Source organism: Streptomyces gamaensis, from assembly GCF_042656465.1.
Taxonomy (GTDB): Bacteria; Actinomycetota; Actinomycetes; order Streptomycetales; family Streptomycetaceae; genus Streptomyces; species Streptomyces gamaensis.
On the sequence record NZ_JBHSPB010000012.1, the window covers coordinates 139,854 to 153,543 of the forward strand.

Here is a 13,690-nt window from a genome sequence, read left to right on the forward strand (position 1 = left end):
GGGGCTGCGGTCCGTACCAAGGCGTGACCTCGCCGCGTCAAGGTAGGCTGCGCGGTGCGGCCTCGCGCTGCGCAGCATGAATCGATCGTGAGATTCTGGCCATTCGGACCGTGTGCTCCGGGCCGCCCCGGCCCGGCAGCGGCGGTCCGCGACGCGTACGGATGAGGGCTGTGGGCGTCGACGACGGGCGCGCCAGGTTGGGAGTGACAGGGGATGACCGCCGGGAACAACGGTGCAGCGGGTACGTCGGGCACGCCGGAGAAGGACGACCCGTTCGCGTACCTGTACCGCTCGGAGGGCGGCGAGGAGGATTCCGCCTCTTCGGCCTCTTCCGCCGATCCTCAGCCCGGGGTGCCCCGCATCTCGTACAACCAGGTCCGGCCCGTCGGTTCGCGCCAGTACCCCTCCGCCGCGCAGCGGCAGCCCGCGCCGCACTACGCGGCCCCCGAGACGTTGCCGGGGGGCGCGCAGGGCGGGGGCGCGCCTGGTGCGCCGGTGCCGCCGCAGCAGCACGCTCAGCACGGCGGCCGGGGGTCCGGTTCCGGGTCCAACCGGCGGGGGCTGCTGATCGCGGCAATAGCCGTGGTCGTGGTGGTCGCGGGCGGTATCGGTGTCGCGATGCTCAACAACAGCGGGGACGACAAGCGGCAGTCGCAGAACACGGCGAACGGCAGTGACAAGCCGTCCTCGGAGCCGAGCAAGAAGCCCGACCCCGGCAAGTCGGACCAGCCGAGCAATCCTTCGGCCGCCGGGCTCCAGCAGCGGGACGCAGCGACCCTGAAGCTCAGCGGCGGTGCAGTCACGTCGAAGGACGTCAAGGGCGCCAAGGCCGACGGTGGCATCTACATAACGGGGATGAACAACCCCGGGTCCGCAGTGGACTGGAACGTCGAGGTCCCCGAGGCCGGGAAGTACACGCTGTACGTGAACTACGGGGTGCCGGGAACGGACGCGAGCTCCACGGTCACAGTCAACGGTCAGGACAACGAGAAGTCGCTGAACATGAAGAACTTCTCTCAGGCCAAGAATGGCGACTGGGAGAGGGGTTGGACGCACACCTATGCGTACGTCACCCTCAACAAGGGCATGAACGACATCAAGATCTCGTGCGGATCGGGCAACCAGTGCAACTTCATTCTGGACCAGGTGTCGCTGAAGCCCGGATGGAACGGCTGACATCGGCTTGCGCCACCGCGACCAGTGCGCGGGAACGCTGATCTACGAGGGTCGTCTCGTCCGAGGCGGCCCTCATCCGTCCGCTGGCCGAGCCTGACGTTACGCACAGTTCAGCTCCTGCGCCCCTGCTCATCGGCAGCACTCAGCAGCACCGCTGCGCCCTCGTCGGCGACACCTTCACGGAGCGGACCGCCCCCGCCCACGCAGGGCTCCTTCATCCCCGGCCGACCATTTTCAGCCGAACTGGCCCGGTCGAGTCAACGTAGACCCCCGAACGGTTTCCCGTTCCCTCAACTTCCCCTGCTTGACGGCCTGATCACGGGGCCGGGAACATCGGCCCGGACACCACTGACCTCAGGCAGGGGGCTCGGTATGGCACTGACACGACTGGTCGGAGAGTGTGAGAAAGGTGCGTGCCCACAGGTCTTCGCCGTCGACGACACTGACGACGCGATAGTCCAGGGCCGCAAGGTGGACGACCCGGAAGCACTCGCGGCCATGCGGCTCCCGGAGAACGAGACGGCCGTGCGGATCCCCATGTCGCTGCTTCGGAGGCTGGCCCGTGAACATCTCGCCTGACGAGTTCGAGAAGCTGTTCGCCGACTTCCGGCGGGAAGCGTTCAGGCTGGAGACACTGGACGACTACACGGGTTCGTCCGACCCGGAGAACCTGCGGGCTTTCCTCTCCGGCGAAGCACAGCCCGAGGACTACAACCAGGAATGGGCGGACGAAGTACGCGCGAATGTCGAAGCTGGCAAGCGCATGTACCGCGTACACATCCTGTCCCGACCGCTCACGGACTATCTCAGGTTCGAACTGGGCTGGGGATACCGCAAAAACGCCGGATCGGGCGAGGAGTTCTTCATTCTCGACACCACGGACCAGCCCAACCCCCTGGAGGGCGTGCCCGACTTCTGGATGTTCGACGAGACGACGACGGTCACCATGAACTACGGAGCGGGTGGAAAGTTCCTCGGCGCCGAGTCCCAGCCTGATGTGGCCGCGTGGACAGCCCACCGTGACACCGCTCTCGCTCACGCCGTGCCGTTCCGGGAATGGTGGGAGCGGTACGGCACAGGGTGAACCCCACGGAGCTCGGTAAAGCGCTGCGGGAACTGCGCGAGGCCGGCGGCAAGCAGGCCAAGGTGGTTGCCCGCGGCGCACTCATGTCTCCGAGCAAGCTCAGCAAGATCGAGAACGGGGTGCTGCCTCCCAGCGTCATCGATGTCGAACGGATCCTCACGGCCCTGGAGGTCTCCGACGAGGTCAAGGACCAACTGGCCGAGGTCGCCCGCCGGGTGGCCACCGAGGTCACGGCCTGGCGGATCCACCAACGCTCCGGGCTGCACAAACACCAGGCAGCCATCGGGGCCGTCGAAGCCCGGACCAAACTGCTGCGGCTCTTCCAGCCGTCGTGCGTTCCCGGCCTGCTGCAGACACCGGAGTACGTGCGCGGCATCCTCGGGAACCGCGACCTGACGGACGACGCCCTGGAGAAGATGATCGGGGCACGGCTGCGCCGCCAGGAAATTCTCTACGACCGGGAACGGACCTTTCGCTTTCTCCTTACCGAGTCCGTTCTGAGGTGGCAGCTCATCCCGCCGCCGATGATGGCGGCACAGTTGGACAAGCTCGTCACCATGTCGCGCATGCCTAATATCGCCGTCGGCGTCATCCCCCTGTCGGCGCCCATGCCCGGCGTACCCACGTCTTCTTTCGTGCTCTTCGACGCCCGCCTCGTCGTGGTCGAGATTCCACACGCCGAGGTCACCACCAGCGAGCGGCGGGACATCGAACTGTACGCCGACAAGTTCGAGAACTTCGAGCAAGTGGCGCTTTACGGCGAGAGGATGCAGGCTCTCGCAGAGAGCATCCGGAACGACTTCTTGAGGGAACAGGAAACGCGGTAGATCCGCCTGCACCGTGCCGCCACAATGTCCGGGCAGAAACGAACTCCGTCTCTCAGGAAGGTTTTCCATGACTGACCTGTACGGGCTCGACATCCACGACGCCCAGTTCGTCAGGGCGTGCGGCGGCAACACGCACCCCGACGGCGAAGCCTGCGTGACCCTCGCCCGCATCGGCGAGGACGCCTGGGCCATGGGCGACAGCAAGCGCCCCCAGGCCGAACCGCTGCGGTTCACCACCGCCGAACTCCACGCGGCCGGCATCGACCCCAGCCGCTTCGGCCTCTCCGCCTGACCTCCCCTACCGCGGCTCCCGCCCTCCCGGTCCATGAGGGCGGGAGCCGCTCCCCATCGGCACACGCACAGAAGCGGAACACCCGTGCACTTCCACGGCTATCAATGGGTGGGCGAGAAGCCCGACTTCGACAAGGAATGGATCCGACGCCCGCCCGGCCCGGCGCCCTCCGCCTCCAGCCCGGCCGACGTCCTCGACCGTCATCGGCAGGCCGTCGCCGAGTTTCCCACTACGGGTGTTCCTCCGGTCCAGACCGCGCACTGGCTACTGAAACCGGCCGCGCTGGTCCAAGGAACCTGGGACGCCCCGGAGGAGGCAGCGGACTGGACAGGACTCCAACTGTCCTCAGTATCCGCCCGGTTCGCATCCGACCGCGACCGGGACCCGGCCCTGCGGGCTTCCCGGACACGATCCGCTGCGGAGCGACTGGCTCACGGCGACGATGTGTCCCTCGGGCACTACTTGAAAGGCACACTCTTCCACTCCATTGCCGTGGTGGCGTGCTCCCCCAACCGCTGCCTGTCCGACCTCTCCTGTCCACTCCGTTGACGAAGCGGCTGTTTCGCCCGTCGATCACTTCAGGTACTTTCCCCACGGGGAAGGCACTTCGCATGCAGGGGGGACCTTGAGAACATCTCTTGGACCGTTGGAGCGTACCGGCTCCCAGTGGGTCATCGGCGACCCCGAACGGCACTGCGGGGCACACCTGAAGCTGACGCCCGAAGGCATACGCCCGCATGCGAAGGGTGCGCAGCAAGAGCTGATCCCCTGGTCCAGGTTCATGGAACTCTCGCTCTTTGTGACAGCCCGGCGCTGGTCGAGCTCCCGCACCGTCGGCGCTCTCAACGACTTCCTCGGATCGGAATCCGGAGAAGACGGCATCGACAGCCACGGCTCCTGTCTCAGGGGTATGCTGCGCCACCCGTACGAGCACTGGACCGGCCGATTCAGCCACCACGAACGCCGCTACCGCACAAGCGAGATCCTGCTGGTTGACGAACTCGTCAGACAACTGACGAAAGCGCAGGCCACCGAGCAGCTGGGCAATGCCGACTGGCTGGATCAAGCCGTCACACGGCTCGCGCCCGAGCGGCCCGGGACACCCAGCGGCGCACGGCGGTTGGTGTCCCGGCTGTTGGAGGCCGACTTCAAGACCGCCGGTGTCCCGTCCGCCTGACCACAGGGTTCACAGCAACACGCCGACCAGCGCGCACGGGTGGGCGGTCGCGTCTTCTCAGCGGTCCGACACCAACGCCTCCGCCAGCTCCCGCCACTTCGGCCGCACCGCGTCCAGGTTCCGACCACCCGGCACCACGACCTGCACGGCGACGTGATCCGCCCCGGCCGCCACGTGCTCCCGCACCCGCTCGCGTACGCGCTCCGCGTCGCCGAGGGCGAAGAGGGCGTCCAGGAGGCGGTCGCTGCCGCCGCTCTTGAAGTCGTCCTCCGTGAAGCCCAGGCGCACGAAGTTGTTGGTGTAGTTGGGCAACGCCAGGTAGAAATCGATGTGTTCGCGGGCGGCCTCCCGCGCGCGGGACAGGTCCGTGTCGAGGACCACGGGCAGCTCAGGAGCGAGGAACGCCTCGCCGCCCAGCGTCTCCCTCGCCTGCGCGGTGTGTTCCGTCGCCACGAGGTACGGGATCGCGCCGGCCGCGCGGTCGGCGGCGAGCCCGAGCATCTTCGGCCCCAGCGCCGCCAGGACACGCCGCTCGGCCGGTACGGGCACCGGTGCGCCGTCCAGCGCGGCCAGGTACTCCTTCATCGCCGGGTACGGACGCGCGTACTGCGCCGCCAACTTGGCGTGGCTGACCCCGAGTCCGAGTACGAAGCGCTCCCGGACGCCCGGCGGAAGCGCCCCGTACTGCGCGGCGACGTCCGCCGCCTCGTGCTGCCAGATACTGAGGATGCTCGTGCCCACGGTGAGGTTCCGCGTCGCCTCCAGCACGTGCGCGGCCTGCGCGACGCTGGGGCTGCCGCCGATCCACACGGACCCGAAGCCCAGCTCGTCCAGCTCCGCCGCGGCTTCCTGGACCGCCCCGAGCTGTTCGGGTCCGTCCGCGCGCAGTTCCATGGTCCAGATTCCGATGGTGCCGAGGCCCTGGATGGGTGCCATGGGTTCCGCCTGCCTTCTGCTGTCGACGTGCCGGACTCCCCCGACAACCGGAGGTTGGCTCCTCCTATTCCCGTCCGGGGACGGCCAGGCCAGCCTCGGACGCACGGCAAGCACGCGCCACGGCGAGAAGCCGTTCCTTGCCCGCCTGGATCTCCGCCTCTTCCTCAGCACTGAAGGCGAACTCAGCACGCAGCTCACTCCAGTCGGTCGCGCCACTGCCAGGAAGGCGTTCACCAGTCATAGCGTCTCCTCACTCAGGTATGCCGTGTCCGTTTGGGACGAGCCCGCTCCTGGCGCGACGGTACCGGTCGTACGTCGGGCATGCGGGATGAGGCGATGGCTGCTGAGACAATGCCGCAATGGAATCAAGACTCCCTGCCGGATGGACGATCGAACATGTTCGTGCTCTCTCCGGCGACCGAGGCGCCGTCTTGCTTCCCCTCGACCGGTTCGTCGTCGCCGAAGACTCCGGCCACCGCGATTACACGCCGCTCCAGCCCGAAACGATCCTGGGGTTCCATGACCTGTGCCTCGTGCTGCACGACGGCGAGTGGTTCATGGGGCAGATCGACGACGACGGGTCAGTGATCTGCTGGGCCTCCTACGGTGCCGACCTCGGCCAGGCCATCCGCTGTCTCTGAAGCGACGCCCAGCGGCGTCAGTCGCTGTTACGGCGGGTCCCAGTGGCGGGCCTGAGCGAAGCGGTGAACTCCGCCCAGGCGTGGGCGGGGACGACGAGGGCCGGGCCGTACGGCCGTTTGGAGTCCCGTACCGGTACAACACCCGGTATGTTGTCGGCGACTTCGACGCAGTCGTCGCTCCCGGTCCCGGCACCGCCTCCGCTGTAGTTGCTCTTGCGCCACGCCGCGACATTCAGGTCAAGGTCTCTCATGCGCGTACCTCTCTGCTACTGATCGGATCAGGTCCAGCGACGCCTCTTGGGGCAAGGCAGCAGCCTGGAGAAGACCGTAGATCAGCTCGAACCTGTGCACCTCGGCCGGGTCGTCCACCAGGCCGCCGGTCCGGGCTCCCTCGCAATAGACCACTGGTGGGGCGTCCGCGAAGGTCATGAGCTTGGTCAGGCCGCCCAGCGGAGGGAGGCTCCCGTCCAACGGCAGCACCTGCACGCGGATGCGCCGCCTTTCCGTCAGCGCCACGATGTGCGTGAGCTGACGGTGCATCACTGACGGATTGCCCGCTGTGCGCTGGATGACACTCTGATCGAGAACCGTCCAGAACAGGGGCTCTGTTGGGTGATCGAGGATGGGCTGTCGGTCCAGCCGTTGGGAGATCCGGGCCTCGATCTCCGCATCGGTCAGATACGGGACGCTGGCCAAGTAGACCGCGCGAGCGTAGTCGGCCGTCTGCAACAGGCCCGGAATGTACAGCGGCGCGTATTGGCGGATGGTGAGCGCCCTGCTCTCCAGATACGGCCCGTCCGCGAAGTAGCGCTCGTACGGGGAGTTATTGACCAGCTCCTCGCACATCCGGTCGAAGGATCCGTCCGTCTCCAACGCCTCATCGAGGAGTTGCGCGAGCTCCGGCTGCGGTTTGCGGATCCCGTTCTCGATCTGGCCGATGTACGAACCCGAGCAGAACACCTTCGCGCCCAGCTGCTGCTGCGTGAGACCGACCCTCTCCCTGCGCCGCTTCAGCTCCGACCCGAAGAAATCCCAGCCGACCTTGGGCCGCCCCATCCCGTGCACCCTCTCAGCCTTGGCCATGCATTGACTCCCTCAACTCCCTTGCACAACACGTTGTTTGCAGCGCGCTCCCTCTTCCGAGCCTATGCCGGGCCCCGCCAGCCTGATGGCACTCCGACCGAGATCACCCGAGAGGGAAAACCGTGACACCCGGAAAGCCCACCTCACCCGGCTCCGCCTTCACTTACCGCGTAGGCGCCTTCGTCATCGACAAGCGCGACGGCACCATGTGCCAAGTCATGGGCCACGTAGGCCCGCACGTGCAGGTGCGCCTGCCCGGTGGCGGGCTCGAATGGGACGTGCCCGCGAGCGCGCTGCGGCTGGCGACGAAGGAGGAGCGCCGCGCGGGCTGGCTCCGTGAGGACGGTGGGAGGGAGCCGGAGCACGTGCCGACCCGGGCCTGCCGGTACTTCGCCTGTGCCGCCTGTGCCGCACGCGGCTGGCAGTGACCCAAGGGGCCACTGCGAACCGCTAATCCGCCCGCGCGGGGCGGGCAAACGCGTATGGCGAACGCCGTATCGGGGCATCCTCAAAGCGGTGGAATTCGTCCGGAGCAAGCCCGTCCGCCCGGCCCGGCGGCGTACGGCCGCCATCGCGTAACCGGCGGGCGGCGGCGGAGTTGGGCAGCACCGGGGCGGGTACCGGACACCGGAGGAGGGGGACCCGTGGAGACAGGATTCACGCACCATGGACGACGGCGACTCGCTCGAACGCATTCTTGCCGCTGCGCTGAGGGACCGGGGTCGCGAGTACGAGCGCTGCCCGGGGTGCCGGCGGCTGCTGCGGGTGGTCGTGGTGGCGGAGCGGCCGGGCGATGCGAACTCGCCGGTGGTCGTGCGCGGCATGTGCCCGACGTGCCCTGTGGGGCCCGTACCCCGGCCCCGCTGAGGCCGCTGGGGCTGGCCTGCCCGAACTGCCAGAACATGATGCAGGGGATGGGTAACGGCGTGTACAAGTGCTGGAACTGCGGATACACGAGCACGGGCTGAGACACCGCACCACAGCCACCCTTACCGAGCGCACCCGGAACGGTACGTACCGCGTACGTACCGTTCCGGGTGCGCACCTGTGCGTACGGCCCGGCCGCCCGGCACCGGCCCGTACGTACGCGCCCCCGGGCGCCCCGGCCCCGTACGCGCCCCGTACACGCGGCACCGCACCCCCACCCTCGCGGATGCGTTTCGCGCGGAATGCGGCGATCCTGGAGGTGTCACGTTCCGCAAGGAGGGCAGCCATGTCCGTACTCGACAAGCTCAAGCAAATGCTCAAGGGCCACGAGGACCAGGCCGGCAAGGGCATCGACAAGGCCGGAGACATGTTCGACGAGAAGACCGGCGGCAAGTACAGCGGGCAGGTCGACGCCGCCCAGGAGAAGCTCAAGGAGCAGCTCGGCGCCCAGGAGAAGCCGGAGGACAACCCGCCCGCCTGAGCGCTCCGCCGGACGTCCGGCACCCCTCTCTGGGGGACTGTCGCGCCCACGCGGCGGAGCCGCACATCGAAAACGGCCCCCCGCTCCATCGAGAACGCGTGCCGCCCGCCGACGAGGACGGCGCCCTCCCGTACTGCCCGCTGCGGCGCTCCCGCTAGGAGCGCCGCAGCGGGCAGTCGTAGCTGAACAGCCCCACCGCCCCGGGCGGCGGCCACGAGCCGCCGCCCGTACGCGTGCCCACGGTATGCCGCGTTCGTGACGACCGCGCTCAGCCCAGCGGCCCGGCGGGCCGGTAGCGCGGCAGCCCGCCCGGCCCGGCGCGACGAGCAGCATGCGGACAGGCAGCACGCGTACGGGCCGCAGCCCGACCCCGGGAACCTTTCCGCCCTTTGCTCGTTCTGCTAGCGCAAGGCACGCGCACCCTCACCGCGCAAGGCAATTCCACCAGTTGGACAGCAGCCTCACGCGCCCTTGCCCGAAACGCCTGCAATCGCGCATAGTTGAACACCTCTGCGTCCACGGAACACACACAGTGTCACCCCGGAACGCACACCTCCGCGCACACTCGCACGGATCCGCACGCGATCGCATGCAATCGCGGCAGTCGAACGCCACTTCGTGAGACAGCAAGTCCATACCTGTGGCGGGCAGTTCACCGCATAGCGGATGCAATCCACCGCGTTCCGGAGAACGCCAGATCAAATCCTTGTTGCGCCCCTGTCAATGTCGGGCAATCCGTGGCACCGTCTCCCTCACTTCACTCCAGCACCACATGTGCAGTCGGGCGGGTCGTCCCCGATCCCCCCGAACCCCCCATTCAGGGCCGTGAGTTCGCGGTCCCGCACGAGGAGAGACAGTGAGCCTGACCAACTCCACTTCTTCCGCAGCCCGCAAGAACACCCTGCGCGCCGCCGCGCTCGTGGCCTCCGCGGCCATGGTCGTGGTCGGTGTGCAGTCCGCCACGGCGACCGCCTCCCCGGAGCGCGCGGGCGGCGGGCAGGCGCTCGCGCTCTCGGCCGGGCAGAAGGTTTCCGCGATTCAGAGCGCACAGGGCGAGGCGCCCGCCGCCGCGGCGAAGCTCGGCCTCGGCAGCAAGGAGAAGCTGGTCGTCAAGGACGTCGTCAAGGACGCCGACGGCACGGTGCACACGCGTTACGAGCGCACCTACGACGGCCTTCCGGTGCTCGGCGGCGATCTCGTCGTGCACCAGAAGAAGAGCGGTGCCCGCGAGGTCACCAAGGCGACCGAGGCCGAGATATCCGTGCCCACGACGACCCCGTCGGTCGCGCCGCAGACCGCGAAGAAGGCGGCGCTGGGGGTGGCGGCCGACCAGAAGACCGCGAAGACCGACGCCGGCCAGGAGCCGCGCAAGATCATCTGGGCGGCGGAGGGCAAGCCGGTCCTCGCGTACGAGACCGTCGTGACCGGTGTGCAGAAGGACGGCACCCCGAGCAAGCTGCACGTCGTCACGGACGCGACGACCGGCAAGAAGCTCTTCGAGCGCGAGGCGATCGAGACCGGCTCGGGCACCAGCACCTACAGCGGCAAGGTGGACCTGACCACCACCAAGAACGGCTCCGGCTACGAGCTGACCGACGGCTCGCGCGGCGGCCACAAGACCTACGACCTCGACCAGGGCTCCAACGGCACGGGCGCCCTGTTCACCAACTCCTCCGACGTCTGGGGCGGCGGCCGGCAGACCGCCGGTGTCGACGCCCACTACGGCGCCGCCGTCACCTGGGACTTCTACAAGAACGTCCTGGGCCGCAACGGCATCCGCGGCGACGGCAAGGCCGCCTACTCGCGCGTCCACTACGGCGACAACTACGTCAACGCCTTCTGGGACGACGAGTGCTTCTGCATGACCTACGGCGACGGCGAGGGCAACAAGCACCCGCTGACCGCGCTGGACGTGGCCGCCCACGAGATGAGCCACGGCGTCACCGCCGCGACCGCCAACCTCGTCTACAGCGGCGAGTCCGGCGGCCTGAACGAGGCGACCAGCGACATCTTCGGCACCGCCGTCGAGTTCTACGCCAACAACCCGGCCGACCCCGGGGACTACCTGATCGGCGAGAAGATCGACATCAACGGCGACGGCAGCCCGCTGCGATACATGGACAAGCCGAGCAAGGACGGCAAGTCCAAGGACTACTGGTCCTCGGGCCTGGGCAAGACCGATGTCCACTACTCCTCCGGCCCGGCGAACCACTTCTTCTACCTGCTGTCCGAGGGCAGCGGCAGCAAGAAGGTGGGCGACGTCAGCTACGACAGCCCGACCTACGACAAGTCCAAGCTCTCCGGCATCGGCCGGGACAAGGCCATCAAGATCTGGTACAAGGCGCTGACCACGTACTTCACGTCCACGACCGACTACAAGGCCGCCCGCGTCGGCACGCTGAAGGCCGCCGCGGACCTCTACGGCGCCGACAGCGCCGAGTACAAGGCCGTCGCGGCCACCTGGACCGCGATCAACGTCAAGTGACCGCGGACGCCGTGACCATCGACGCTGTGATCACGGACGCCGTGACCGGTCGCTGACCCGAGCCGCTCCGCTCACCGACTGGGCCCGCGCCCTCGCCACCCCCCACCCCGGGCGAGGGCGCGGGCCCGCGTCCGTACGCGAACGCGAACGCCAACGCCAACGCGATCACGAACGCGTTTACGCGTACGGACCCCGCCGTGACACCATCGAGGCGTGATCGACCTCGGCTACTCGCTCTCGCGCCGCTTCCCCGACCCGCCGCAGACGGACTACCGCACCGCCGACGTGCGGACGCTGCGGCACGATCTGTTCTGCGGTGACGTCTACGTCGCGGACGTCAAGGCCGACCGGGAGATTTCCACAGCCTGGGGATGGGTTCCCGTGCTGGACTTCGCGTGGGCGCTGTGCGACATCGTCGAGCGGCTCGACCGCGACCCGCGCGGCAGCCGGGCCGCGACCACGCAGTTCGCGGAGCTGGACTTCACCGAGTCCACGGACTGCGTGACCTTCGAGCGGCGCTTCGGCTGGGTCGAGATCGCCGCCGACTGGATGGCGGCCGACGAACCGCCGCTCACCTTCAACCACGCCGAACTGCGGCGCGAGGCACGGGACTTCCTGCACGACCTGGTCGCCGACCTGACCGACATGCACGAAGGGCTGGGCGACAACCCGGCGATCTGGGACCTGCTGGCACGCTTCCCGCGGGTGTGACACCGGGGGCGCACGTACGCACCGGGGCCCCGGAACACGCTCCCCCAGCACCGCGACAGCACCCCTCCACGCCGCCCCAGGACCGACGGTTTCACGCCATCTCGACAAGCGGATGCCGGGGACCGGGCCTACCCTGGAGGGCGCCTCTGCACGGTGTCGGCTGCGAGAGCAGGTGCCCATGAGCCCGATGAATCCGGCGAACTCCGCGCATACCGATCCCGAATCCTGCATACCCGGTGACGGTCCGGCCGACGGGCCGACCGGCGGACCGGCCAACGGACCGACCGACGGCCCGTCCGACGCAGAAACGGACATACCCGACCCCCGCCGGTGGTGGGCCCTGGTCACCATCGCGATCGCACAGCTCATGGTCGTGCTCGACGCGACCATCGTGAACATCGCCCTCCCCTCCGCCCAGCGCTCCCTCGGCATCTCCGACGGCAACCGGCAGTGGGTCATCACCGCCTACACCCTCGCCTTCGGCGGACTGCTCCTGCTGGGCGGCAGAATCGCCGATCTCGTGGGCCGCAAGCGGACGTTCATGACCGGACTGGCCGGATTCGCGGCGGCCTCCGCGCTCGGCGGCGCCGCGCAGGAACCCTGGATGCTCTTCGCCGCGCGCGCCCTGCAGGGCTGTTTCGGGGCCCTCCTCGCACCGTCCGCGCTGTCCCTGCTCTCGATCACCTTCACGGACGTGAAGGAGCGCAGCAAAGCCTTCGGGATCTACGGCGCGATCGCGGGCGGCGGCGCGGCGATCGGGCTCGTCTGCGGCGGCCTGCTGACCGAATTCCTCACCTGGCGCTGGTGCCTGTACGTGAACGTCCCGATCGCGCTGATCGCGCTGACCGGGGCCACGTGGCTGCTGCGCGACGACCGCCGGCGCGTCCGCGACGGCGCCCGCCTGGACGTCCCCGGTGCCGCCCTCGGCTGCGGCGGGCTCGTCGCGATCGTCTACGGGTGCGGCGCGGCCGAACCGCGCGGCTGGGGCGATCCGCTCGTGCTCGGGCTGCTGGGCGGCGGGCTGTTGCTGCTGGCCGTGTTCGGCTGGTGGCAGACGCGCGCGCCCAACCCGCTGCTGCCCCTGCACATCGTCCGCGACCGCACGCGGGCCGGCTGCTTCCTGACGATGAGCCTGGCCGTGATCGCCATGTTCGGGATGTTCCTGTTCATGACCTACTACCTCCAGGTCGTCCTCGGCTACTCGCCGCTGCGGACCGGGCTCGCGTTCCTGCCGATGACGGCCGGCATCGTCCTGGGCGCGACGCAGATCTCCGCGCGGCTGCTGCCGCGCGTCCCGCCGCGCACGCTCATGGCGCCAGGGGCCTTCCTCGGGGCGACGGGCCTGTTCCTGCTGACGTTCCTGCCGACGGGGCCCGCGTACGTCTCGCACGTCCTGCCCGCCGAACTCCTCCTCGGGCTGGGCATGGGCCTGATCATGATGCCGGTCATGGCCACCGCGACCGCCGGGGTCGCCCCCTCCGACTCGGGTGTCACTTCCGCCACCCTCAACACCTCGCAGCAGGTGGGCGGTTCGATCGGCACGGCTCTGCTCAACACGATCGCCACGTCCAGCAGCACCGCCTACATCACCACCCACCTCAAGTCCCCCGCCGGCGGCCGTCTCACCCCGGGTCTGCGCGCCCTGGTCGTGCGCGCCGGCACCGTCCACGGCTTCACCGTCGCGATCGCCTGGGGCGCGGGCATCATGCTCCTCGCCGCGCTCGTCAGCGGCTACCTGGTCACGGCGGGCATCACCACGCGGCCGGCGGTCGCCGCGGACGCGTCCGGGCACCCGGATCCGTACCCCGGTAATTCTCCGGACGCGCCGGCCCCCTAATCCGTACGAAGGCGGTCCTCAGGGGCGGTTCTC

Annotated in this window: 16 protein-coding genes; 12 read left to right on the forward strand and 4 right to left on the reverse strand. The window is 68.8% G+C overall.

Annotated elements, in window-relative coordinates:
• Positions 1-213 precede the first annotated feature (213 nt).
• The 6 genes from ACFP1Z_RS20520 (at position 214) to ACFP1Z_RS20545 (ending at position 4,556) form a co-directional block, all read left to right on the forward strand.
• Positions 214-1,176, forward strand: coding sequence for a CBM35 domain-containing protein (locus tag ACFP1Z_RS20520; protein WP_390318106.1), 963 nt, complete (start codon positions 214-216; stop codon positions 1,174-1,176).
• Between the two features lie 372 nt (positions 1,177-1,548).
• Entirely contained in the window at positions 1,549-1,755 is a 207-nt protein-coding gene (locus ACFP1Z_RS20525) for a hypothetical protein (RefSeq protein ID WP_390318107.1), read from the forward strand.
• Positions 1,739-2,260, forward strand: coding sequence for a DUF6879 family protein (locus ACFP1Z_RS20530; RefSeq protein ID WP_390318108.1), 522 nt, complete (start codon positions 1,739-1,741; stop codon positions 2,258-2,260). The genes ACFP1Z_RS20525 and ACFP1Z_RS20530 overlap by 17 nt, the downstream gene beginning before the upstream one ends.
• Entirely contained in the window at positions 2,257-3,087 is an 831-nt protein-coding gene (locus tag ACFP1Z_RS20535; protein WP_390318110.1) for a helix-turn-helix domain-containing protein, read from the forward strand. The genes ACFP1Z_RS20530 and ACFP1Z_RS20535 overlap by 4 nt, the downstream gene beginning before the upstream one ends.
• 67 nt (positions 3,088-3,154) lie before the next feature.
• Positions 3,155-3,379 carry a DUF397 domain-containing protein gene (locus ACFP1Z_RS20540; protein ID WP_390318111.1) on the forward strand — a complete coding sequence of 75 codons (225 nt, stop codon included), beginning with the start codon at positions 3,155-3,157 and terminating at the stop codon, positions 3,377-3,379.
• Between the two features lie 646 nt (positions 3,380-4,025).
• On the forward strand, positions 4,026-4,556 hold the full coding sequence (locus tag ACFP1Z_RS20545) for a hypothetical protein (RefSeq protein WP_390318113.1): 531 nt from the start codon (positions 4,026-4,028) through the stop codon (positions 4,554-4,556).
• A 57-nt stretch (positions 4,557-4,613) separates the two neighbouring features.
• On the opposite strand, the gene ACFP1Z_RS20550 is transcribed toward ACFP1Z_RS20545, so the two are convergent.
• On the reverse strand, positions 4,614-5,492 hold the full coding sequence (locus tag ACFP1Z_RS20550) for an LLM class F420-dependent oxidoreductase (RefSeq protein WP_390318114.1): 879 nt from the start codon (positions 5,490-5,492) through the stop codon (positions 4,614-4,616).
• 64 nt (positions 5,493-5,556) lie between these two features.
• On the reverse strand, positions 5,557-5,733 hold the full coding sequence (locus ACFP1Z_RS20555; protein WP_390318115.1) for a hypothetical protein: 177 nt from the start codon (positions 5,731-5,733) through the stop codon (positions 5,557-5,559).
• 118 nt (positions 5,734-5,851) lie between these two features.
• On the opposite strand from ACFP1Z_RS20555, the gene ACFP1Z_RS20560 reads away from it, so the two are divergent.
• Positions 5,852-6,133: a hypothetical protein gene (locus ACFP1Z_RS20560; RefSeq protein ID WP_390318116.1), complete on the forward strand. Its 282-nt coding sequence runs from the start codon at positions 5,852-5,854 to the stop codon at positions 6,131-6,133.
• Between the two features lie 17 nt (positions 6,134-6,150).
• On the opposite strand, the gene ACFP1Z_RS20565 is transcribed toward ACFP1Z_RS20560, so the two are convergent.
• Both ACFP1Z_RS20565 and ACFP1Z_RS20570 read right to left on the reverse strand, forming a co-directional pair.
• A complete protein-coding gene (locus ACFP1Z_RS20565) occupies positions 6,151-6,384 on the reverse strand; it encodes a DUF397 domain-containing protein (RefSeq protein ID WP_390318118.1) in 234 nt (77 codons plus the stop codon).
• Entirely contained in the window at positions 6,371-7,216 is an 846-nt protein-coding gene (locus tag ACFP1Z_RS20570) for a helix-turn-helix domain-containing protein (protein WP_390318120.1), read from the reverse strand. The genes ACFP1Z_RS20565 and ACFP1Z_RS20570 overlap by 14 nt, the downstream gene beginning before the upstream one ends.
• A 122-nt stretch (positions 7,217-7,338) precedes the next feature.
• Here ACFP1Z_RS20570 and ACFP1Z_RS20575 point away from each other — a divergent pair, with 122 nt between their 5' ends.
• The 5 genes from ACFP1Z_RS20575 to ACFP1Z_RS20595 all read left to right on the forward strand — a co-directional run bounded on the left by ACFP1Z_RS20575 (position 7,339) and on the right by ACFP1Z_RS20595 (position 13,657).
• Positions 7,339-7,644 (forward strand): hypothetical protein, encoded by a 306-nt coding sequence (locus ACFP1Z_RS20575; protein ID WP_390318122.1) that lies wholly within the window; start codon positions 7,339-7,341, stop codon positions 7,642-7,644.
• Positions 7,645-8,429: 785 nt separating this feature from the next.
• A complete protein-coding gene (locus tag ACFP1Z_RS20580) occupies positions 8,430-8,624 on the forward strand; it encodes an antitoxin (RefSeq protein ID WP_390318123.1) in 195 nt (64 codons plus the stop codon).
• 934 nt (positions 8,625-9,558) lie between these two features.
• Positions 9,559-11,109 (forward strand): M4 family metallopeptidase, encoded by a 1,551-nt coding sequence (locus tag ACFP1Z_RS20585; RefSeq protein WP_390318293.1) that lies wholly within the window; start codon positions 9,559-9,561, stop codon positions 11,107-11,109.
• A gap of 213 nt (positions 11,110-11,322) precedes the next feature.
• Entirely contained in the window at positions 11,323-11,820 is a 498-nt protein-coding gene (locus ACFP1Z_RS20590; RefSeq protein ID WP_390318125.1) for a hypothetical protein, read from the forward strand.
• Between the two features lie 187 nt (positions 11,821-12,007).
• Positions 12,008-13,657, forward strand: coding sequence for an MFS transporter (locus ACFP1Z_RS20595; protein ID WP_390318295.1), 1,650 nt, complete (start codon positions 12,008-12,010; stop codon positions 13,655-13,657).
• Positions 13,658-13,690 lie beyond the last annotated feature (33 nt).